At 53.7% G+C, this 22,687-nt stretch carries 22 protein-coding genes; 18 read left to right on the top strand and 4 right to left on the bottom strand.

What is annotated here, in order from left to right:
• Positions 1 to 19: 19 nt before the first annotated feature.
• Positions 20 to 712 carry an HAD family hydrolase gene (locus tag OES20_10315; GenBank protein MDH3635088.1) on the top strand — a complete coding sequence of 231 codons (693 nt, stop codon included), beginning with the start codon at positions 20 to 22 and terminating at the stop codon, positions 710 to 712.
• Here the strand turns inward: OES20_10315 and OES20_10310 are convergent.
• Positions 702 to 1,331: an arylesterase gene (locus tag OES20_10310; GenBank protein ID MDH3635087.1), complete on the bottom strand. Its 630-nt coding sequence runs from the start codon at positions 1,329 to 1,331 to the stop codon at positions 702 to 704. The genes OES20_10315 and OES20_10310 overlap by 11 nt on opposite strands.
• Between OES20_10310 and OES20_10305 the strand changes: the two genes are divergently transcribed.
• From OES20_10305 to OES20_10285, 5 genes are read left to right on the top strand one after another with little or no spacing between them, the layout of a single operon-like run.
• A complete protein-coding gene (locus OES20_10305) occupies positions 1,309 to 1,989 on the top strand; it encodes an ABC transporter ATP-binding protein (GenBank protein ID MDH3635086.1) in 681 nt (226 codons plus the stop codon). The genes OES20_10310 and OES20_10305 overlap by 23 nt on opposite strands.
• A gap of 6 nt (positions 1,990 to 1,995) precedes the next feature.
• The gene (locus OES20_10300; protein MDH3635085.1) at positions 1,996 to 4,446 is read left to right on the top strand and encodes a hypothetical protein; all 2,451 of its coding nucleotides are present in this window, start codon (positions 1,996 to 1,998) and stop codon (positions 4,444 to 4,446) included.
• Between the two features lie 11 nt (positions 4,447 to 4,457).
• A complete protein-coding gene (locus tag OES20_10295; protein ID MDH3635084.1) occupies positions 4,458 to 6,578 on the top strand; it encodes a bifunctional (p)ppGpp synthetase/guanosine-3',5'-bis(diphosphate) 3'-pyrophosphohydrolase in 2,121 nt (706 codons plus the stop codon).
• A 16-nt stretch (positions 6,579 to 6,594) separates the two neighbouring features.
• Positions 6,595 to 7,587: a tRNA dihydrouridine(20/20a) synthase DusA gene (gene dusA, locus OES20_10290; protein ID MDH3635083.1), complete on the top strand. Its 993-nt coding sequence runs from the start codon at positions 6,595 to 6,597 to the stop codon at positions 7,585 to 7,587.
• A gap of 9 nt (positions 7,588 to 7,596) precedes the next feature.
• Positions 7,597 to 8,364, top strand: coding sequence for a hypothetical protein (locus tag OES20_10285; protein ID MDH3635082.1), 768 nt, complete (start codon positions 7,597 to 7,599; stop codon positions 8,362 to 8,364).
• A 3-nt stretch (positions 8,365 to 8,367) separates the two neighbouring features.
• Here OES20_10285 and OES20_10280 read toward each other — a convergent pair whose 3' ends face one another.
• Entirely contained in the window at positions 8,368 to 8,874 is a 507-nt protein-coding gene (locus tag OES20_10280) for a Smr/MutS family protein (protein ID MDH3635081.1), read from the bottom strand.
• 90 nt (positions 8,875 to 8,964) lie between these two features.
• On the opposite strand from OES20_10280, the gene surE reads away from it, so the two are divergent.
• From surE to rpoS, 5 genes are read left to right on the top strand one after another with little or no spacing between them, the layout of a single operon-like run.
• Positions 8,965 to 9,711, top strand: coding sequence for a 5'/3'-nucleotidase SurE (gene surE / locus OES20_10275; GenBank protein ID MDH3635080.1), 747 nt, complete (start codon positions 8,965 to 8,967; stop codon positions 9,709 to 9,711).
• 2 nt (positions 9,712 to 9,713) lie between these two features.
• Positions 9,714 to 10,379 carry a protein-L-isoaspartate(D-aspartate) O-methyltransferase gene (locus OES20_10270; protein ID MDH3635079.1) on the top strand — a complete coding sequence of 222 codons (666 nt, stop codon included), beginning with the start codon at positions 9,714 to 9,716 and terminating at the stop codon, positions 10,377 to 10,379.
• Positions 10,379 to 10,966 carry a DedA family protein gene (locus OES20_10265; protein MDH3635078.1) on the top strand — a complete coding sequence of 196 codons (588 nt, stop codon included), beginning with the start codon at positions 10,379 to 10,381 and terminating at the stop codon, positions 10,964 to 10,966. The genes OES20_10270 and OES20_10265 overlap by 1 nt, the downstream gene beginning before the upstream one ends.
• The gene (locus tag OES20_10260) at positions 10,941 to 11,699 is read left to right on the top strand and encodes a peptidoglycan DD-metalloendopeptidase family protein (protein ID MDH3635077.1); all 759 of its coding nucleotides are present in this window, start codon (positions 10,941 to 10,943) and stop codon (positions 11,697 to 11,699) included. Before OES20_10265 ends, OES20_10260 begins: the two co-directional genes overlap by 26 nt.
• Before the next feature lie 12 nt (positions 11,700 to 11,711).
• Positions 11,712 to 12,794 (top strand): RNA polymerase sigma factor RpoS, encoded by a 1,083-nt coding sequence (gene rpoS, locus OES20_10255; protein ID MDH3635076.1) that lies wholly within the window; start codon positions 11,712 to 11,714, stop codon positions 12,792 to 12,794.
• A 457-nt stretch (positions 12,795 to 13,251) separates the two neighbouring features.
• On the opposite strand, the gene OES20_10250 is transcribed toward rpoS, so the two are convergent.
• Positions 13,252 to 13,671, bottom strand: coding sequence for an Mth938-like domain-containing protein (locus OES20_10250; GenBank protein ID MDH3635075.1), 420 nt, complete (start codon positions 13,669 to 13,671; stop codon positions 13,252 to 13,254).
• 95 nt (positions 13,672 to 13,766) lie between these two features.
• On the opposite strand from OES20_10250, the gene OES20_10245 reads away from it, so the two are divergent.
• From OES20_10245 to OES20_10235, 3 genes are read left to right on the top strand one after another with little or no spacing between them, the layout of a single operon-like run.
• Positions 13,767 to 15,083 (top strand): homoserine dehydrogenase, encoded by a 1,317-nt coding sequence (locus OES20_10245; protein MDH3635074.1) that lies wholly within the window; start codon positions 13,767 to 13,769, stop codon positions 15,081 to 15,083.
• A gap of 18 nt (positions 15,084 to 15,101) precedes the next feature.
• Positions 15,102 to 15,551: an arsenic resistance N-acetyltransferase ArsN2 gene (arsN2, locus tag OES20_10240; GenBank protein MDH3635073.1), complete on the top strand. Its 450-nt coding sequence runs from the start codon at positions 15,102 to 15,104 to the stop codon at positions 15,549 to 15,551.
• Between the two features lie 19 nt (positions 15,552 to 15,570).
• Complete coding sequence (locus OES20_10235; GenBank protein MDH3635072.1) at positions 15,571 to 16,788, top strand: multidrug effflux MFS transporter; 1,218 nt, start codon at positions 15,571 to 15,573, stop codon at positions 16,786 to 16,788.
• Here the strand turns inward: OES20_10235 and thrC are convergent.
• Complete coding sequence (gene thrC, locus OES20_10230) at positions 16,785 to 18,266, bottom strand: threonine synthase (GenBank protein ID MDH3635071.1); 1,482 nt, start codon at positions 18,264 to 18,266, stop codon at positions 16,785 to 16,787. The genes OES20_10235 and thrC overlap by 4 nt on opposite strands.
• A 233-nt stretch (positions 18,267 to 18,499) precedes the next feature.
• On the opposite strand from thrC, the gene rlmN reads away from it, so the two are divergent.
• The 4 genes from rlmN to hisS are packed head-to-tail and all read left to right on the top strand — an operon-like array spanning position 18,500 to position 22,684.
• Positions 18,500 to 19,621: a 23S rRNA (adenine(2503)-C(2))-methyltransferase RlmN gene (gene rlmN, locus OES20_10225; protein ID MDH3635070.1), complete on the top strand. Its 1,122-nt coding sequence runs from the start codon at positions 18,500 to 18,502 to the stop codon at positions 19,619 to 19,621.
• Positions 19,622 to 19,640: 19 nt separating this feature from the next.
• Positions 19,641 to 20,357: a type IV pilus biogenesis/stability protein PilW gene (gene pilW / locus OES20_10220; protein MDH3635069.1), complete on the top strand. Its 717-nt coding sequence runs from the start codon at positions 19,641 to 19,643 to the stop codon at positions 20,355 to 20,357.
• A 1-nt stretch (position 20,358) separates the two neighbouring features.
• On the top strand, positions 20,359 to 21,399 hold the full coding sequence (locus tag OES20_10215) for a DUF4115 domain-containing protein (GenBank protein MDH3635068.1): 1,041 nt from the start codon (positions 20,359 to 20,361) through the stop codon (positions 21,397 to 21,399).
• Between the two features lie 13 nt (positions 21,400 to 21,412).
• The gene (gene hisS, locus OES20_10210) at positions 21,413 to 22,684 is read left to right on the top strand and encodes a histidine--tRNA ligase (protein ID MDH3635067.1); all 1,272 of its coding nucleotides are present in this window, start codon (positions 21,413 to 21,415) and stop codon (positions 22,682 to 22,684) included.
• The last annotated feature ends 3 nt before the right edge of the window (positions 22,685 to 22,687 follow it).

Raw genomic sequence — 22,687 nt, 5'->3', positions numbered from 1 at the left:
TGTTTAGACTGGAACCGTCGTGATTAGACAGGTAACCGTAATTGCCTTCGACCTTGATGATACCCTCTGGCCCTGCATGCCGACGATTCATCGTGCCGAGGAACTGCTGTATCAATGGCTGGAAAAACACTATCCGCGCATCACGGAACGATTTGATCCTGCTCAGATGCTCGAATACCGCCGCGAATTCAGCGGTCGCGAGCAGCACTACGCTGTGGATATGACCGCGATGCGCTGCGATTTCCTGCAGCACCTCGGCGAGATCCATGATTACGACGGCGAACAGGTCGCTAGGAACGGCTTTGATATTTTTTTCGAGGCACGTCAGCAGGTCGAGTTTTATGACGACGTATTACCTTGCCTGCACCGACTCGGGCAGAAATACCGTCTTGGTTCCATCACCAATGGCAATGCCAGTATTCCGCATGTTGGGCTCGATCACCTGATCGAGCATTCGGTCAGTGCTGCCGACGTGATGGCGGCTAAACCGGATCGCTTGATTTACCAGCACCTGGCCGAACGCTTCGAGGCCCTGCCGGAAGAAATTGTCTACGTGGGTGATCACCCCGTTTACGATGTGGTGGGTGCGCTGGAAGCCGGTTACCAGGCGGTCTGGGTCAACCGCGAAGGCGTCGCGTGGCCGCATCACTCACCTGCACCAGAGTACGAGGTGACCGATTTGCATCAGCTTGAGGCGTTGCTCAGTGATTGAGAATTCGAATCATCTTGGCTTCAACCTTCCGCGCCAGAATCGGTTGGGCAATAGCCGTCGGATGAATTCCGTCTGCCTGCATCAGGGCGGGATCACTGGCCGCGATCCCGTCGAGAAACCTGGGCAGGTAGTGTATTCCGAATTCGTCGGTAATGGTTTCGAAGATTTGCTGAAAGCGCTCGTTATAGGCGGCCCCGAAGTTCGGTGGCATGCGCACCCCGATCAACAGCACCGTTGTTGAGCGGTCTTCGGCAAGTTTTACCATTTGCCGCAGGTTTTCCGTGCTCTGCTCGAAACCGAGCCCGCGCAGCCCGTCGTTGCCGCCCAGCTCTATAATCAGGTGCGTGGGTTGATGTTCCGCCAGCAATCCCGGCAGGCGTTGCAGGCCGCCAAACGTGGTTTCCCCGCTGATGCTGGCATTGATAACGCTTGTTTGCGGAAAACTTGACCTTATATTGGAGCTGAACAGTTGCGCCCAACCTTTTTCTATCGATATATCGTGGGCGGCGCTCAGACTGTCGCCTACAATGAGGATGCGTGTCGCGGCGTGAGTTGCATTACCACTGCAGTGAAAGCCCAGCAACAAGAACAGGACCATGGCCGAAGATAATTTCTGCATTGAATTGAACCAGGTATGCAAGACCGTTGATACCCCGAATGGAAAGCTCGATATCCTAGACAATATATCGCTGGATGTTAAGTACCAGGAGGCCGTTGTCATCAAGGGTGCCTCGGGTTCCGGTAAAACCACGCTGCTGGGTTTGATGGCGGGTCTCGATCAGGCCAGCAGTGGAGACGTGATCCTATTTGGCCATAATCTGACCGATGCGAACGAAGAACAGCGTTCGTCGATACGGGCTGGACGAGTAGGCTTCGTGTTCCAGTCCTTTCACCTGGTGCAGGGTGCAACGGCAGCACAAAACGTCATGCTACCGCTCGAACTGGCCGGGATTGATGATGCCCATCAGCTTGCCATCGCGAGCTTGCAACAGGTGGGCCTGGAAGCTAAAACCGATACCCTGGTTGAGCATCTTTCGGGTGGCGAACAGCAGCGGGTGGCAATTGCCCGGGCCTACGCGACTAGTCCGAAGGTATTGTTTGCCGACGAACCGACGGGTAATCTGGATGCGGTCACCGGTCGCCAGATCACCGATTTAATGTTCCATTTACGTGACCAGTCGGGCACCACGCTGGTTCTGGTAACGCATGAAGAGGAATTGCTGGAACGAGGGGATCGCCAGATCCTGATCGAATCGGGCAAACTGCTAGCAAACTGATATGTAATGAAGGTTAAACGCGCCACTCTCCATTCCTATTGGCTGATGTTTATCGCCACCGTGATTACGGTCGGCATCGTCACCTCCAGCCAGCTGATTACCGATCGTATCGGGCTGTTGCTCGATCGCCAGGCGAGCGAATTACTGGCGGCCGATATGGTGATTGTTTCCAGCAATGAATTTGCGGACGAGTATCGCCAGGAAGCCCGCAGGCAAGGTCTGCAAATCAGCCAGAGTGCAAGCCTGCGTACCGCCATTTTTATCGACGATAATCCGCGGCTGGTAGAATTAAAGGCGGTCGATAATGCCTATCCGTTGCGCGGCAGGTTGGAAATAGCCCGGGAGGTAACCGGCACGCGCACCACGACAACAGAAATTCCATCGAGTGGCCAGGTCTGGGTTGATACCAAGCTCAGCGACCTCGTCGGCACCAGGATCAGCCTGGGCAATCAATCTTTCGATAGCGGCTGGCTTTTAACCTACGAGCCCGACCGGGGTGGGGCCATCTTTAACCTGGCGCCACGGGTACTGATGAATCTTGACGATCTTGCCGAAACCGGTCTCGTCATACCGGGCAGCCGCGTCCGTTATCGACTGATGTTTGCCGGCGAGCAGGCCGATGTAGCAAGTTACAAGAACTGGCTCAGCCAGAATTTGAAACCCGGGGAAGAAATCCAGGATCTAGAAAATGCCCGGCCGGAAATGCGACAGGCACTGGAGCGGACACGAAAGTTTTTTGCGCTTGCAATCGTGTTGACGCTGGTAATTGCGATGGCGGCAATCGCCATTACCGCCCGTTACACGGCCAGCCAGGAAGCCCCGAAAGTAGCGATGCTACGCGCCTTCGGCATTTCGCAGTTCAGCCTGCTGAAGTATTACCTGCGTCAGCTCGGTGCGCTCTGGATCGCGGCCACCGTCATCGGTGTGCTGGTTGGTTGGTGCACGCAATTTCCGCTGCAGTGGGCGCTGGATGGATGGTTTGGTAGAACGCTACCCCAGGTATACGGTTTGCGGCCCTACCTGACGGCGGCGCTGGTTGGATTGCTGGCGCTATCGGGTTTTTCGCTGCCGTACCTGGTCAACGCAACCGCGACTCCGCCGATGCAGGTGTTACGTAGCGGCGGCAACCGGCGTTCCCTGATCCGCGGGCTGTTAATATCGAGCAGCGCGATTGTTGCCATATTCATCGTCCTGATGATGCTGATGCAAAGCTCGATACTGGCGGTGGCCACGCTGGCGCTGGTGCTGGCCTGCGCCCTGGTATTGCCGCTCATCCTGGGATGGATGGTGAAACTGCTGCTGTTTTCCTCGCGGCGCAGGTTCTGGTTGCGGCAATACCTGCTGAGCCGCTTGCAGGCAACCTCTCGCGGCGCGATCTACGTGATGGCGGGATTCAGCCTGGTATTGATCGCGATTCTTTTAATCGCCGTGGTCAAGGATGAACTGCTGGGCGAATGGGAGGCGCAGTTGCCCGAGAATATCCCAAACTATTTCCTGATCAATATACGCAGCGAGGACGTGGGCGGCATCAGGAATTTTTTCGAGCAGCGGCGTATCGACGCGTCGACACCCTATGCGCTGGTGCGCGCGAGGATGTCGCAAATCAATTCAGTAGATGTCGACAAGATCGATTTTTCCGACCCGCGTGCATCCCATTCGGTAACGCACACTTTCAACATTACCTATGCGGAAGAAATACCCGATCAAAACAGGATAGTCGAAGGCCAGTGGCTGAGCGCGAATCCGGGACTGGCGCAAATGTCGGTGGAAGAGGGGATGGCGAAAAGACTGGATTTGAAACTCGGTGACAGGCTCACGATGACTGTCGGCAGCAAGGTTATGCAGGCGGAGGTGACCAGCATTCGTTCGGTCGTATGGGAAAATTTCAAACCCAATTTCTACCTGATCGCAAATTCTGAATTACTCGAGTCTTTTCCACAAACCTGGTTGTTGAGCGCTCTGATCACAGACCAGAACAAGGCTGATCTGAAGCAGCTTTTGAAGCGCTATCCCTCGGTGACCCTGCTCGATATCAGCGAACTGATGGCGCGCGTGCGCGCCATCGTTGACAAGGCGACTGTTGCCCTGCAATTCTTTTTCCTGTTTGCACTGGCCTCTGCAACCATCGTGTTACTCGCCGCGATACAAACCGGTAGACAGGAACGTGAGATCGAATCTTCGCTGCTGCGCGCCCTGAGTGCGCATACCAGCCAGCTGTACCGGGTGCACGTGTTCGAATACACGCTGATGGGCGCCTTGATCGGTTTTTTCTCGGCCTGTTTGGCGAGCCTGGCCGGTTGGGCGATTAGCGTTTATTTTTTCAAGATTGAATTCCAGTTATCGCCGATGGTATGGATTTACAGCCTGGTTTCAGCCTGCCTCGTTCTCACGCTGGCCGGTACCCTGGTAAGCCGTAGGGTTTATAATATTTCACCCATGAAAATATTACGCTCCTGACCCGACATCCCATGAAAACCGCATCCGATAAAAAATTTATTGCGGCAGTGACCAGACAGATTGGCTGGGATGAAGAACTCGCCAAAGCGCTGGATTATGCATCCGGAGCAAAGCACCTGAACAAGAGCCTGCCACGCAGTATCGATGTTGCCAGACGGGTGCTCGACCTGGGTAATGATCGTGAAGCGGTTATCGCAACCCTGCTCAGTGATCCCGCGTTACGCGATGTGCTGGATATCAAGCGTATCGAATCGGAATTTGGTAACAAAATTGCCAGGCTGACGCAGGGTGTAAACAAACTGAATACGCTAAAAGAAGGGGCGCAAGCGCAAATAAATACACCCGAACAGGCTGAAAAACTGCGCCGCCTGCTGATGGCCATTGTCAGCGACGTGCGCGTCATGCTGATTAAGTTGTGTTACCGGGTGGAACGATTACCACTGTTAAAACACGATAACTACGAACAACGTCGCTGGATCGCACAGGAGACGCTCGATATTTTTGCGCCCCTGGCCAACCGCCTCGGTATGGGATTGCTCAAGTGGGAACTTGAAGACCTGGCGTTTCGGGCACTGGAACCTCAGGCGTATAAGCGGATCGCCAGGTTGTTGGAAGAGAAACGCAGCGAACGTGAAACCTTCATTAAAAAATTTATCGCACGCCTGAAAGATCTGCTGGCGGAGCAGGAACTCAGTGCAAGCGTTGAGGGTCGCGTCAAGCACATTGTCAGTATCTGGCGCAAGATGCGGCGTAAGAATCTCGAGTTTCATGAACTCTTCGATGTTCGTGCGGTACGGATACTGGTCGATTCGGTGGCCGATTGTTACGCGGTACTCGGAGTTGTCCACACCACCTGGCAGCATATCCCTGCCGAGTTCGATGACTATATCGCCAATCCCAAGGAGAACGGGTACCAGTCGCTGCATACGGCAGTTGTCGCCGATGACGGCAAGATTGTAGAAGTCCAGATTCGTACCTTCGAGATGCATGAAAATTCCGAACTCGGAGTTGCATCGCACTGGCGCTACAAGGAAGGTGCGAAACTCGACAAGCGTATGGAATCCAGCATCGCGCAAATGCGTGATCTGCTGCAGGGCTCGGAGGAAGAAGTATCCGACGCGATTTCGGAGATATCGACCGAATTATCGAATGATCGGGTCTACGTATTTACACCAACTGGTCAAATTGTCGATATTCCGCAAGGTGGTACCCCGCTCGATTTTGCCTACAGCATTCACTCCGAGGTTGGTCACCGCTGTCGCGGAGCCAAGGTCAACGGGCGCATCGTCAACCTGACAACGGTGTTGCGGACAGGTGACGAGGTTGAGATTCTGACCACCAGGGAGAGCCGGCCCAGTCGCGACTGGATGAACAAGAACCTGGGTTTCATCAAGTCAGCAGGGACCCGGTCCAAGGTGCGAAACTGGTTTAACCACCAGGATTTCGAACAAAATCTGCTGGATGGAAAATCTATCTATGATCGCATCCTGAGCAAGTACTCGATTCACGACGCGAATCTGAAAAACCTGGTGGTGCATTTCAAGCGCAAGGATGCGGACCAGTTTTATGCCGATATCGGTCGCGGATTGATTACCTCGCCCCAGATCGTCGGGTATCTGCAATCCGAACCCGAGCAGGATCCGTTCAAGAAAATCAAAAAAGTAAGCAAAGCGCAAACCTCCCGGGATGAAGTCAGCATTCATGGCGTTGGTAACCTGATGACGCAGTTTGCGCGCTGCTGCAAACCGGTGCCCGGGGATGAGATTATTGGATTCATTACCATCAACAGTGGTATTTCGATTCACAAGCGCAGTTGTTCGAACATCCTGGCATTACCGGACGAGAAACGACCGCGCCTGATCGAGGTTGAGTGGGGTCGGCAGAACGGATCGGTTTACCCGGTCGAAGTCACCCTGACTGCGTACCAGCGCACCGGCCTGATGCAGGACATCAGCACCATCCTGGCAAACTTGAAAGTCAACCTGCTGAATATAAACTCCAATACCAACAAGGCGGAGCAAATGGTCTATACCCGTCTTACCATGGAGATTCACAGTGTTGACGAACTGGTCGCTATCATTGACAAGCTTTCCCAGCTACCGAATGTGCAGGACGTCAGGCGGATCGCCTGAGCGGAAACGATTAGCAGTGACATCAGAGCGTAACAACAAGATGGTTATCGATCGGCGATTCAGTATCGCCCCGATGATGGACTGCTCGGATCGGCACCTGCGCTTTTTCCTGCGTTTGTTTTCTGATCGCATTCTGCTGTATACCGAGATGATTACCGCTGCCGCCGTTTTGCATGGCGACCGTGATCGCCTGCTCGGCTTCAATAAAGAAGAACATCCACTGGGGATTCAACTGGGTGGCTCGGATCCGCAGCAGTTATACCGTGCCGCGCAAATTTGTGAAGAATACGGCTATGATGAAATCAATTTGAACTGCGGATGCCCCAGTGACCGGGTTCAGTCCGGCAGCTTTGGTGCCTGCCTGATGAAGGATCCGGGATTGGTGGCTGAATGTGTCTCGGCAATGAAATCGGCGACGTCGCTACCGGTTACCGTAAAGCATCGTACCGGCGTCGACCAGCAGGAAGCGTATGAAATATTCGCCGTCTTTGCCTCGACCCAGGTCGAGGCCGGGGCAGATGCGCTGATCGTGCACGCACGCAATGCCTGGTTGCAGGGACTTAGTCCGAAACAAAATCGGGAAATACCGCCGCTGAAATACGACTGGGTTTATCGTCTTAAACGGGATTTACCGGATCACCAGATCATCATCAACGGTGGCATTAAAACCCTCGATGCCTGTCGCAACCATTTACAGCAGGTCGATGGCGTCATGCTGGGCCGCGAGCCATACCAAAACCCCTATCTGCTGCATAATGTCGACCAGGTGATTTTCAATCAACCGCGTGCCGAAATTCCCAGCCGCATGGCAATGCTGCACCGTGTTTACCCTTATATCGAACGGCAGCTTGGACAGGGCCTGCCATTGATGCACATGGTGCGCCATATCATCGGGTTGTTTCACGGAGAACCCAATGCGCGACGCTGGCGTCGTTACCTGAGTGAAAACGCTCATCAAAAAACGGCCGGTATCGAAGTGCTTTACCGGGCTGAGCAACTGGTCAGCTAGAACCGCCTGATGCGAAAGAACCTGCGCTATCTGATCCTGTTGTTGATACTGCTGTTTGTCGCAGTTAACGAGGCACTGAACAAAACGCGTTCGACCAACTGGGAGAATCCTCTGTGGGTGCGAATCTATGCGGTGAACGGAGATGGTCGCGCAGCGACCGATAAGTATATCGATTCGCTCACGACCCGGAGCTTCGAGATGACAGAAAAATTTGTAAACCGCGAGGCCAGACGTTACGGCATCAAGATTGACGCTATCGATGTTGCCTACAACGGGCGCCTGCAGTCGGGGCCCCCACAGCCCCCATCCGGCCAGAGCATGCTCGAGAATATCTGGTGGAGTCTGAAGTTCCGGGCCTGGGCTACCTACCGTGGCTGGCGCAGCGATAGCGAGGCAGGTGACGTCGAGCTATTCGTGAACTATTACGATACCGAAACCACGCAATCACTGCGCCATTCGGTTGGATTGCAAAGCGGGCTTATCGGCATCATCAACGCCTTTGCCGATAAATCCTACAACGGCTCTAACCAGGTCGTCATCGCACATGAACTAATGCATACGCTGGGTGCGTCGGATAAATATACCCCGGGAAACCTGCCGATCCATCCGCAGGGTTACGCCGAACCCTATCGGAATCCGCTATATCCGCAGCAAAAGGCGGAAATAATGGGTGGTCGAGTTCCACTGTCAGTACAGGATTCGAAAATGCCCGAGTCTTTGAACGAAGTCGTGATCGGGGTTTATACCGCGGCGGAAATCAATTGGCCCGTCGAATAAGGCTCAACTACCGCGCAGATAAACATAACTCGCACCCGCCGCGCCGTCTCGTGCCAGGGCTGGGCACCAGGCGAGCACCTGCGCCTGGTTTGCGAGCCAGCGTTGTACCAGGGGCTTGAGCACTGCATCGCTTTGCGATCGATAGCCCTGGCCATGGACGATTAATAACATCCGGTTTCCGTGCTGCAGCGCATCGGCTAAGAACGCTTCCAGCGCTTCCAGTGCCTCGAGCTGTCGGTAACCGTGCAAATCGATGCTGGTTTCGGGACGGATTGTCCCCTGTTTTATTTTGCGTTGCAGTTTTTTTTGCAGACCGGGCTTAAAGTGGGTATCGCGCGCCGGAACGGACTCGTCAACAAACCCAGATTCCTGCCAATGCGTACCCGCGTTCTTGGCCCGGGTTACATTCTTTTCCCGACGGCGATGCTGATAGACGTTGATGCGATCTTGACGCAGGCGTTTAACCCCCGGGATCAGCCGGGCAAATTCGGAGTCGTCATCGTCGTTCATCGAGTTATCACAAAGTAAATGTTATTTTTCCCTGTATATTATCCGAAAATGCTCTCAGACCTGCATTCAAATCATATAGAATCCCATTCCGTGCACATTCTCATTACCAACGATGACGGCTACCTGGCGCCCGGAATCAAAATTCTGGCACAGGAACTTGCCCAGGTTGCCGACATTTCCGTGGTTGCCCCGGATCGGAATAAAAGCGGGGCCAGTAATTCACTGACCCTGATGCGCCCGCTGCGCGTCGAGCAATCTTCGGATGGCAGCTATTACGTCGACGGAACGCCTACCGACTGTGTTCACCTGGCACTGTCGGGATTGCTCGATGAGCAGCCCGATATGGTTGTCTCGGGCATTAATGCTGGCCCCAACCTCGGTGACGATGTGTTGTATTCGGGTACCGTGGCAGCCGCGATGGAAGGTCGTTACCTGGGCCTGCCCGCGATCGCGGTATCGCTTGTCGGCAAACCGGCAAACCATTTTCTTTCCGCCGCACAGATTACCCGGCGCGTGATTGGAAGACTCACCCAAAGTCCGTTACCGGATGACACCCTGCTCAATATAAACGTGCCTGATTTACCCGGTCGCGATATTACTGCGATCCAGGCAACTCGCCTCGGTTTCCGACACCGGTCCGAATCCATGGTAAAGCAGCGTGATCCCAATGGCCGTCCGATATACTGGGTTGGTCCACCGGGCGAGGCCCAGGATGCCGGTCCCGGCACCGACTTCTACGCGGTCGAACACGCCATTGCCTCGGTAACCCCGATGCAGATTGACCTGACGCGTCATAACGGTATCGAACCTTTGCAAGATTGGCTGGCCGCTTTGTGAATATGTCGGATCGGGAACACCAGGGAATCGGGATGACCTCCCAGCGTACGCGTGATCGCCTGGTCAGGCGCCTGAAACAGCAGGGCATCAATAACGAACAGGTACTTGAAGTGATGCGTCGCGTGCCCCGGCATTTGTTTGTCGATGAGGCTCTTGCGCACCGGGCCTATGAGGATACCGCGCTGCCAATCGGCTATGGACAGACGATTTCACAACCCTATATCGTTGCCCAAATGACGCAGCTGTTGCTGGAAGATGGTATGCCCAACTCTGTGCTTGAAATTGGTACCGGTTGCGGGTATCAGACCGCAGTGCTAGCCAATATTTTCCCCCAGGTTTATAGCATTGAGCGCATCGAAGCGTTGTATCTCCAGGCAAAGCAACGACTCGCTGAACTGGAATTGTATAACGTTCAGTTGCGTTATACCGATGGCACCGAGGGTTGGCCTAATCCCAGTTATCGCTTTGATCGAATTATCATGACGGCTGCCTGCACCGAGTTACCGGCAGCTCTGGTGTCACAACTCAGTGATAGGGGCATCATGGTGTTGCCATTCGATAACGGTACCGATCAAACCATGACCAAGGTAACCCGAAGTCAAAGTGGTCTGGTGAGCGAGGCGCTGGAAAAAGTCGTGTTTGTGCCGCTGTTGCCGGGATTAAACTAGTGCAGGTTTTTGAAAAGATCTACCGTGCTGTCATGCAGTTCGCGCGTCGCAGGCAGGCACCTTACTACCTGTCGGCGCTCAGCTTTGTTGAATCCTTCATCCTGCCTTTCCCCCCGCCCGACGTTATGCTGGCGCCGATGGCCCTGGCTCGACCTTCGCGAGCGTTGTATTTTGCCACGCTAACACTGGTTTTTTCAGTTCTGGGCGGTCTTGTGGGTTACGCAATCGGCGCATTTCTGTTCGACCTGGCCGAACCCTATATTATCAGTTGGGGATACCAGACCCGATTCGACACGGTAATCCTGTGGTTTAACCAGTGGGGTTTCTGGGCAGTGTTGGTGGCCGGATTTTCACCCGTTCCTTACAAGATATTTACGATCGCCGCGGGGGTATTGAATCTTGCGATTTTACCATTTCTGTTCGCATCGATTATTGGCCGCGGTGCGCGGTTTTTCCTGTTGGCCTGGTGTCTGGCAAGATTTGGGCCGGCAATTGAACCTAAGTTGGTCAGGTATATCGAATATATTGGATGGTTTATCGTTGTCGCATTGCTGATAGCGATTGGTATTTATAATTTTAAACAGTAAAAGTCGAATCATGAAATCAGCTCTCACTACCGCTCTTGCCGTATTGCTGCTGGTTTCCTGCGTTACGGTAAAGCCGCCGACTTATGTGTCGCGCGGTGCCGGTTGGTATACGGTAAAACCGAGTGATACGCTTTATTCGATCGCGTGGCGTTACGGACTCGACTACAAGCAACTGGCCCGCTGGAACCAGATCGGCGTCAATTCGCCGATTCACCCGGGACAGCGCCTGCGGTTGATAAAACCCAGCGGACAAGCTGTTGCCGGTACCATTAAAAGTACCGCAAGTAGCGCGAGCAAAAAAAGCACTTCTACCCAGCCTAAAGTTGCCACCAGTACCAAAAATAAGCAGTCTAGTGGGCGCAATCCGGTTAAATGGTTATGGCCGACCAAAGGCAAACCTATGAATACTTTTCTGGCGTCAGAACTCGGTCGACGCGGAATCGATATTGCTGGACGACTCGGTCAACCGGTACGCGCAGTTGCAGATGGAAGCGTGGTATATAGTGGTAATGGTTTGGCCGGTTATGGTAATCTGATCATTATCAAGCACAGCGATACCTATCTGAGTGCCTATGCCTATTGTCAGGAACGTCTGGTGCAAGAGGGAAGCGCAGTAAAGGCAGGGAAGATGGTCGCGAAAATGGGAAGCAGAGATAACGTTGCAAAGCTGCATTTTGAGATCAGGCGAAACGGTAAGCCAGTTGACCCTATGAAGTATCTGCCAAAGAATTAAAGGAACTTCTCAATGACTAAATCGACCGATAAGTCTCTTATCGAAGATACCGAAATACCGCCAGAAGAGTTGGTAGAGGATCTTGTCGACGATGAGGAAGCGACCGATCTGGAAGCCGATGTCGAGGATGGAGACGAAGACGAAGTAGAAGAGATCACTACGATCGGAGCGGGCGAAGGGGACGCCACCGAGAGTGAGAAATTTGTCGATCGACGCAAGCCTGAAACGGATCGTCGCAAGACGACGACACGTCGCTCATCGGATGCAGATCCAACCCGGCTCTACCTCAAGGAAATAGAAGTTTCACCACTGTTGACCGCGGAAGAGGAAGTCCACTATTCGCGGCTCGCGTTAAAAGGTGACACCGCGGCGCGCGATAAAATGATCGAATGTAACCTGCGCCTGGTCGTCAAGATTGCGAGACGATACATGAATCGCGGGCTGGCGCTACTCGATCTGATCGAAGAGGGCAACCTGGGCCTGATCCGCGCGGTCGAAAAATTTGATCCTGAGCGCGGTTTTCGTTTTTCAACCTATGCCACCTGGTGGATCAGGCAAACCATAGAACGCGGCCTGATGAACCAGACACGCACTATCAGGTTGCCGATTCACGTGATCAAGGAATTGAACACCTACCTCAGGGCGGCACGAAAACTCACCCAGGAATTGAACCGGGAGGCAACGCCCGAGGACGTGGCCAGGTTGCTGAAGAAACCGGTAAAAGACGTCGAGAAAATGTTCAAGCTCGCTGATCGTGTTTCCTCCTTCGATATTCCGATGGGCGGTGAGGGTGAACGCCCGCTACTCGACGTTATCCCTGACGATAATAATGCGGATCCATCTGTTATTCTGCAGGATGAATCCGTGATAGCGCACCTTGACAGCTGGCTCGACGAACTCGATGAGAAGCAGCGGGATGTTGTGGTACGCCGCTTTGGTCTGCGCAATCACGCGCGCGGTACGCTGGAGGAGGTTGGGCTCGAGCTCGGTGTCACCCGTGAGCGCGTGCGCCAGATCCAGATGGATGCACTGCGCAAGCTGCGTCGCATCCTCGAGCACAGCGGCTACTCGCGCGAAAACATAATCGAAGAATAACACCGCTCTCGCGCTTACTAGGCCGACAACCCGGCCCACAATCCTTCGAACTCTGTACAGGCAACCGAAGAGACTCATTGCGACTGACCGGGTGGCCTTCGGCTACCTGAAAAATGCTTGTTTTTAAAGGGCACGGCGAGACTCGACGTCCTTGTCTCGGATCGCCTCAGCCGATGTGTCGGACCACCGCATCCCTGCGGCCTGACCCTTTAAAAACAAGCATTTTTCAGCACCCGGTCTTTATGTCGCAATGAGTCTCTTCGGTTGCCTCTACCGTGGGTAGCTATCCCGGAATAAAGCCAGCAAAAGTGGAGCGCGGCATCCGTGCCGCTCTCCAAGCGATTCCATGGATGGACCAACCGGCGCGCGCGCCGGTTGGGAGCGTCTTTTGCGAGCTTTATTCCGGGATAGCGTTCGGACGGATTATCGGTCGGGTTGTTGGCTCGGTATTTGTGAGTCAGGTGTTTGAGGCGTTGAGGATGATGGCGGCGGTGACGTCGCGGTCTTCGGCGACGAGGATATTAAAGGTGCGGCACAGGGCGCCGTTGTCCATGACCTCGAGGCCGATGCCCCGCTCGCCGAACTGTACGAATATCCTGGCATCCGGAAACATTTGGCGTTCGCCGGTGCCGAGCAGGACCACCGTTGGTTTTGAATCGAATATTGGCGCCAGGGTTTCCGTATCGAGATGCTCAAGCGATGAAACCGGCCACGGACACAGAATAGAATCGGCCGTCATGACCAGGCTTTGACGATATATCTCCTCGTTTATGCTGATCATGCCCGTGTCATAGGCGGTGATTCGATGGCTACTGGTGATGATGTCTTCGGCAAGCGGCATGCAACTCAGAATAATGTAAATTGCCAGCCTGATCAATATTGGCCCAATGATGCTTGTGGTTGACAGTCGAGTATAGTTTTCTTACTGTTGCGCGTTCGAAAATCCCCTGCGATGACTTCTGGAGACTTTGATTGAAACCGGTGAAACTGGGTTTGCTTGGTGTCGGTACCGTCGGTGCCAGTACCGCGATAGTGTTAAAGAATAATTCCGCCGAAATCGCGCGTCGGGCAGGTCGAAAAATAGAAATTATTCAGGCGTCACGGCGCAATGTCGCGGCTGGATTGCCACAGGGTAGCGGAGATATCAATCTCGTTGATGATCCTTTTGAAGTCATCAACAATCCCGAAATCGATATCGTCATCGAGCTTATCGGTGGCTATGACCCGGCGCTTGAACTGGTGATGCAGGCGATCGAAAAAGGGAAACACGTAGTGACCGCCAACAAGGCGTTGATCGCATTACACGGTAACGAAATATTTGCCGCGGCCCAGAAAAGTGGCGTCAATGTTGTATTCGAGGCTGCAGTAGCCGGGGGTATACCGATCATCAAATCGATTCGCGAGGGTTTAAGTGCGAATCATATCCAGTCGGTTGCTGGAATTATCAACGGCACCGGTAACTTCATACTCACGGAAATGCGTGATAAGGGTCGTGATTTTGACGACGTACTGCATGAGGCTCAGCAACTGGGCTATGCCGAAGCAGATCCAACTTTTGACGTCGAAGGAATTGATGCGGCCCATAAGCTCTGTATCCTGGCGTCGATTGCCTTCGGTATCCCGCTGCAGTTCGACGCTGTTTACACGGAAGGTATTGGTGGCATTTCGACCGAGGACGTGGTCTATGCCAATCAGCTAGGTTATCGAATCAAGCATTTGGGCGTAGCACGTCGTTCCGAGGCAGGAATTGAAATGCGTGTACATCCGACCCTGATTCCGGAAAAAAGATTGATTGCCAATGTGGACGGCGTCATGAACGCGGTGCTGGTGCAGGCTGACAGGCTTGGGCCTTCACTCTACTATGGTGCCGGGGCAGGAGCCGACCCAACCGCATCTGCCGTAATCGCAGATATTATCGACGTTGCCCGCACGATTACCACCGATGCACAGAACCGGGTACCGCATCTGGCTTTCCAGCCCGATCAAATTGTCGATCTACCGATTCTGCCGATCACTGAGATTCAAACTGCCTACTATTTACGCATGTGTGCCGATGATCGTCCCGGTGTTTTGGCTGAAATCACCCGCATTATGGGAGATAAGGAAATTTCTATCGAAGCGGTATTGCAAAAGGAGCCGGAATCCGGGGTCACACGGGCGACAATTATCATGCTGACGCAAAGGATCCAGGAACAGCAAATGGTCGATGCGATTGATGCAATCAAGCGACTTGAAGTTGTACACGGCGATGTCCACCGGATTCGCGTTGAGACGCTCGACGGGGATTAAGACGGGAGTGCCGGCGTCTTGCCTTTCGATTCGATAATCAGGCTTCGGGCTGGTGACCTGGTTCAGCTGGAAAACCTGCTGCTTGGCAATAATCTACCGGCGGAGGATTGTGCAGAACAGGTGCAAAATTTCTATGGGATCTTCGACGGGGCCGATCTGATTGCTGCCGGAGGACTCGAACCTGCTGCAAACGTTGCGCTGCTGCGCTCCGTGGTCGTGCACGAGCAATATCGCGGCCGTGGTCTCGGAAAAAGCATCATCGAACACCTCATCAGGTTCGCTGATTCCGAGGGCAGGGAGTCGGTTTATTTACTCACCGAAACTGCCGGGGCCTATTTTGAAAATCTGGGTTTTAAGCGAATTGATCGTATCGAAGTCCCGCCCGCTATTGCAAGTACCCGCCAATTTACGTCGCTTTGTCCAGACACTGCCAGTTGTCTGAAGATGACGTTTGCAGCGCCTCGATAGGCGTCGGACGAGTCGCGAGATGAATCCCCGGGTAGCCGGTCGAAGTCCCGGGTTTATCGAGTTTGTTATTCTCATTGCATTGATCATATCGCTGGTTGCGCTTTCAATCGATGCGATGTTGCCGGCACTGCCGGAGATTGCGGCCGATCTCGGTGTGCATCAGATTAATGACAGCCAATACGTGATCTCGATTTTTTTTGCGGGTATGGCCTTCGGTCAAATATTTTTCGGCCCGCTGTCGGATTCGTTCGGTCGTCGTCCCTCCATTATCTCGGGTTTTGCAGTGTTCGCGCTGGGTTGCGTGCTTTCTATCGTTGCAGTCGATTTCGAGCAGATGTTGCTGGGCCGATTTCTGCAGGGATTGGGGGCCTCGGGGCCGCGCATCGTATCGATTGCGCTGGTTCGCGATCAGTTCAAAGGCCGCGAAATGGCAAGAGTCATGTCTTTCGTGATGACCGTGTTCATACTGGTTCCGGTATTCGCGCCTGCGATAGGGCAGCTGATTCTGAAGCTGGCCAGCTGGCACTGGATCTTCGCTATGTTTCTGCTGCTGGTGCTGGTGGTTGTATCCTGGTTCTGGTTGCGTCAACCCGAGACACTGGCGCGCAAGAACCGAATCAGGTTTTCTTTCGCCCAATTGTTGCTCGATATTCAGGCCATACTCAGAAACCGGGCCGCGCTGGGCTACACCTTGACGATGGGATTTATTTTTGGTGCTTTCCTCGGGTACCTCAGCAGCTCTCAGCAGATTTTCCAGGTACAGTACGAGTTATTCGACCTGTTTCCACTTTATTTCGGAATTCTGGCCAGTGCGATTGGCTGCGCATCGCTGGTAAACGCGCGCCTGGTGATGCGCTTCGGAATGAGGCGTCTGTCAAGAATCGCGCTGCAGGTGATCTGTTTGCTGTCTTTTCCATTTTTTCTTGGCGCGGCATTTCTGGATGGTCATCCAGGCCTTTTCATGTTAATGATGTATCTGCTTTGCGTATTCTTTTTCTTTGGTATTCTGTTTGGAAACCTGATTGCGCTCGCGATGGAGCCGCTCGGTCACATAGCCGGTCTTGGGTCGGCGGTCGTAGGGTCCCTGTCAACCCTGATCTCGGTTGTGTTTGGGATCATCATTGCCAACGCCTATAACTCGACTATTATGCCGCTGGTGGCAGGATTCGCGATACTCGGATTAGCCAGCCTGTTGATTATCAAATGGACTGAAGCCGGCCTCGAATCGGATTCCTAGCGCTTCGGTTCCAGGAATTTCAAAATCTCGCTTTCGATGTCCTGCTTTTTGACAACGTCGGGGTGAGCGATGGCTTTCTCGAATAATTGTGCGATGACCTCGGGCACCTTTATGCCGGCGGCGGCCGCAACCGATTCCAGTGCCGCCCGGTCCGATTCTGGTTCGTTTCCATTAATCGCATTGTCCATAACCGGAGCGAACTTGGTCCATTCCGCGGTCGAATAAATGAGATTGACCTGGTCCCGAAAGGGCTCCGACCGGCAGGTTTTCAGGCAGGTCGCTGTATGTGGATCTACCAGGTATCCCTGCGCAAAAGTCTGTCGAATGTACTCCTTTCCTTCGTTGTCTGAACAAAAATCGGCCGCAAATACCTCGGTAACCTGCTCATGCTCCTTTGGTTCGAGCTGGTAACAACCCAGCTCGTCTAGCTGCTGCATCAGTTCCCGGGTGCGGATCGCACCGAACAGGTCGAACAGCAGGCGCTCAACATTGGATGATTTGAGAATATCCATCGCCGGTGAAGTCGTCGTAATCAGGTCGCGATGACTCAGGTCGTAGCGACCGGTTTGAATCCATTCGGTGAGTACGTTATTGGCGTTGGACGCGATTACGATTTTAGCGATCGGCAAACCGAGACGATGGGCATAGTAAGCGCCCAGCGCATTACCAAAATTGCCGCTGGGAATATGCAGCACGATACTTTCACCCAGCGTAATTGCCTGTTGACGCACCAACGCCAGGTAGCAATGAAACTGGTACAGCATCTGGAATATGATGCGCCCGAAATTAACCGAGTTGGCGGCTGACAGGGATATGTTTAATTCGCTTAAGCGCTGGTTAAACGTTTGTGAAGAAAGTAGCGATTTAAGCGCTGACTGCGCGTCGTCAAAATTACCGCGAATACCAATTACCTTGAGATTGGGTGCATCCTCGGTCACCATCTGCAGGCGCTGCACGTCGGAGGTGCCGCCATCCGGATACAGGCAGGCAACACGGATGTTGGCACGGTTGCGAAACGTCTCCAACGCGGCCGGACCCGTGTCACCGCTGGTTGCGGTCAGGATCAGGTATTGTTGTTGTTGCTGTTGCGCGAGCTCCGACAGTACCAGGCCAAAGGGTTGTAACGCCATGTCCTTAAAGGCACGGGTTGGCCCATGGTAGAGTTCGCTGACAAATATATTCTGATCCAGCCTGACCACCGGTACCGGGTCAGTCGCGTCGTCGAAACGATCGTACAAATCAAGTGCCTGACGTAACACTTGCGTGTCGATATCGATATCGAGGTGTTGCAGCAAGGCGAGCGCCAATTGCTTGTATGAACTGTCCAGGTGGCGGCCCAGGAATCCGGGGTCAAGCGGTGGCATGGCCTCGGGGCTGTAAATTCCGCCGAACGAGGCGATCGGAGACTGCAGCGCGCCCGAAAAGCTCATGCGCGCCTGGCGTATACCGTCGTTGCCTCGGGTTTCGGTGAAAATCATGCGGGGGCCTCGGGCCTGCCAAAGCTGGAGAAAAAGCGAATTATATCTGGCTACCCTGACCTAACAAGCTGTTTTACAAGGAAAACGTGCCAAAAGCCCCCAAATACCCGATAACTGACTGCATTTCACTTCTACTGAGTCGAATTTATGCGTAAAATTCGCCGATCGACCCGGTTGATTGTCCAGACCGGGGAATCATGTTTGGCTGAGCCTGAGTGCCCGTGTCTAATCCGATGCCCACGACTGATAAAATTAATTTGCTTGATTTCAATCGAGCTGCGCTCGAAACGTTCTTTATCTCCAATGGAGAAAAACCGTTTCGTGCCCGGCAGTTGATGCAATGGGTACACCAGCGCGGGGTTACCGACTTCAGCCTGATGACGGACATGTCCAAGAGTTTGCGTGAGTTTCTGCATGCAAATTGTTGCGTTCGGCGCCCGCGGATACTGACGCATCAGCGCGCGGCCGACGGTACGCGCAAATGGTTACTGAGCGTCGACGATAGCGACAACGCGATCGAGTGCGTATTAATCCCGGAAAAATCGCGCATGACACTTTGCGTATCTTCGCAACTCGGCTGCACCTTGAACTGCAGTTTCTGTGCAACCGCAAAGCAGGGATTTAATCGCAATCTGACGACTGCCGAAATCATCGCCCAACTGCATTTTGCGCATCACAGCCTGCTGGCCGAGGGTTATACAAAGGGTGTTACCAACGTGGTCATGATGGGCATGGGTGAGCCGCTGCTGAATTTCGATGCGGTCATTGCCGCAGTCGATATGATGTGTGATGACTATGGTTACGCCTTGAGCAAACGGCGGGTCACGATAAGCACCGCTGGTGTTGTTCCAGCGATAGAAAAGCTCGAGCACTCAACCGATGTTGCGCTGGCGGTATCGCTACATGCACCCAATGATCGGTTGCGCAACCAGCTGGTCCCGATCAACAGAAAATACCCGATACGCAAGTTACTGCAGGCCTGCCACGGTTATATTGACGGTTACAAGAGTCGCAAGATCACTTTTGAATACGTCATGCTGGATGGCGTCAACGACAGTCTCGAGCACGCGCGTCAACTGGTTAAACTCATCAGGGATATACCCTGTAAGTTGAACCTGATTCCTTTCAATCCCTATCCGCATGCCATTTATCAGTGCTCGGAGCAGCAGGCGATCGACCGTTTTCGTGACTATACCGCGGGTAAGGGAATCGTGACGGTCACCCGGCGCGCGCGCGGAGACGATATCGACGCTGCCTGCGGACAGCTGGTAGGCGCATTTCATGACCGCAGCCGGCGTAGCGAAAAGTATCAGTTAAGTTTGAAAGAAATAAAGGGGATGCGTCTTGCCAATTAAAAGACTATTCATTTTGCTTGTGGTAACTGGATTACTCCAGGCTTGCGTAGCGGTGAATCCCGGCAAGAGCAGGGACGAACAGGCCAGTGATGTAAATACCGAGATGGGGCTTGGGTACCTGCAACAGGACAATTTTGAGCTTGCCACGGAAAAACTTGTTAAAGCGCTTCGACAGAATCCGGAATCGGTAAAGGCAAACTACGTGTATGCCGTGCTGCAGGACAAGCTTGGGCAAAAAGAACTGGCCGAGTTTCACTATCGAAAGGCGACCGAACTGGATCCAAAAAATTCCGAGGCCGCGAATAACTTCGGGGCATTTCTGTGCCGTAATGGCCGGGAGCTGGAATCGGAAAAGTATTTTTTGAAGGCCCTTGATAACCCGCTTTACAAGACTCCGGAATATGCCTATACCAATGCCGCGATTTGCTTGCTGCAGGTAAATCAAGCCGAGAAGGGCAAAGAATACCTGCGCCAGGCGGTGGCATCGAAAAGTGATTTCGGTCCGGCCCTCGTCGCCCTAGGAGATGTGCTCTACAAGGAAGGTGATTTCACCAATGCAAAAATTTACATTGACCGTTATCACCTGGTTTCCAGGGCCAGTGCGAGAAGTCTGTGGCTTGCGATCAGAAACACGCTGGAGCTCGATAACGAGGGTGAAGCAGAGGAACTGGCGCAACGACTGGAGACGGATTTTCCGGACTCCAGGGAATATCAGCAATGGAAGCAGATTCAATAGCATGAAATCGACAGAAACACAGCTCGGAGACGAGTCCCGGCAATCCGCTATCGGTCCCGGCGAGCGGCTGCAGGCAGCCCGCATCCAGCAGGGTCTTTCTCTTGAAGATGTCGCCCACCGCATGCATCTCAGCCTCGATATCCTGAAGGCCATCGAGGACAATAATTTCGAAGAGATAACCGCACCGATATTCGTAAAGGGCTACCTGCGCGCTTATGCCCGTATCGTTTCGCTGAACGAGGATGAAATGATACTGCAGTACCGGGACTTTTATTCGGAAGAAGATCCCCCGATCAGCTCGACCAGCAATATTTTGCCTGAGCTGTCTGCCGGCGACGCCCGCATTAAATGGACCACCTACTTCGTTATCCTGGTCATAGCTGTGTTGCTTGCCGCATGGTGGTGGAACGCGGAACAGAACAATGAGGCACCCATTTCACTGGATTCTCAATCCACGGAGCAGCGTGCCGCAGCCGATGACGAAGTGATCAGCAGCGAAATCGAAGCTGTATCGGAAGAACTAGTTGCAACAACTGACATTGCCGAGGCTGAACCAATCCAGGAGAACACTGCCGAGACTTTACCAACCCAGGAGGATATTGCCGAGGCTGTATCAACCCAGGAGGACACCATTGAACCGGCAGTTGTCGAACCGGTTGCATTACCGGAGTCTCCGGCCCCGGAGCCCGTGGTGGCGGAATCCGTCGCAGTTGAGACCGAATCCCGAGCCTCCGAAGCGGAGGTAACTGAAACCACCGCGGCTGCACGCACCGGACCTGTGCTGCTCGCGCCCACAGGCTCGGACAAGTTGCAACTTGTTGTCACTGCCGATACCTGGACTGATGTCAAAGACGCAAATTCCTACCAGCTGGTTTACGATTTATTGCGCGCCGGCGATTCCGTGGAATTGACGGGCGAAGCGCCTTTTTCTGTATTTCTCGGAAATGGCCACGGGGTTGAAATCAAAATTAATGGCGAGGCGGTGGACGTTTCACGGCGTATACGTGATGACAATACTGCACGCCTGAAAGTAGGCAGCTAGATCGGGGTAGAGCGTGGCGAACCAAATTCAGGTCATCCGCGGAATGCACGATATTCTGCCAGCCGACATGCCTGCCTGGAACCAGCTCGAAGACACTTATCGGGATCTCGCAGAATCGTATGGCTATCGCCAAATTCGCACCCCGATTGTCGAAAAGACCGCGCTGTTCTCGCGTTCAATCGGTGAAGTTACCGATATTGTTGAGAAGGAAATGTACAGTTTCGAGGATCGCAATGGTGATAGCCTGAGTTTGCGCCCGGAATGCACGGCAAGCGTGGTGAGAGCCGGTTTGCAGGCGGGGTTGCTGCAGGAACAGCAGCAGAGACTGTGGTACAGCGGACCGATGTTCCGTCACGAGCGACCGCAAAAGGGTCGCTATCGGCAGTTCCATCAACTGGGCGCCGAGACCTTTGGTATAGAGGGAGCCGATATCGAAGCAGAACTGATCCTGCTAGCCGACAGGTTCTGGAAGCAGCTTGATCTCGATGCGATCGAACTGCAAATCAACAGCCTCGGCAGTACCCACTGTCGAAAGAAATTCCGCAGCATTCTGGTCGAGTACTTTCGCGATCATTACCAGGCGCTGGATGAAGACAGCCAGCGTCGACTCGAAACCAACCCGCTGCGAATTCTGGATAGCAAAAATCCTGACCTGCAAAACCTGATCGAGGCAGCACCTGCCTTACAGGATAGCCTCGACCAGGAATCCCGCGATCACTTTAGCGAACTGACGAATATTCTTGACCAGGTACAGGTTTCGTATCAGGTCAATTCGCGCCTGGTGAGAGGACTTGATTACTATTGTCACACGGTATTCGAATGGGTGACCGATACCCTGGGTGCGCAGGGAACAGTTTGCGGTGGCGGGCGCTATGATGGCCTTGTTGAGCAGCTCGGGGGGCGTCCGAATTACGCGGCCGGCTTTTCCATGGGCTGCGAGCGACTCGTCGCCATGCTCATTGACCAGGGTAAGGCAGCGAGCGATTCAGGCTGCGATGTTTACCTGGTGATGCGTGGCGAGAACAGCGTCGCCAAAGCGCAGCAGATTGCCGAGTCCATTCGCGACAAGATGCCGCGGTTGCAACTCGTGGTGCATGCCGGTGCAGGCAGCTTCAAAAGCCAGATGCGCAAGGCCGACAAATCTGGCGCCCAGATAGCGCTGATTCTTGGCGAGTCTGAAATCGAGGCTGGTACCGTCGCGGTTAAATTCCTGCGCGAGGACAGGGCACAAGCGGAAATATCACAGACTGATGTGGTGACACAACTGGCATCGTTACTGGATTAACAA

The sequence above is a fragment of the Gammaproteobacteria bacterium genome (assembly GCA_029862005.1).
Classification (GTDB): domain Bacteria; phylum Pseudomonadota; class Gammaproteobacteria.
The sequence above is the reverse complement of the archived record's forward strand: the minus strand, read 5'-3'. Positions and strand labels throughout refer to the sequence as shown.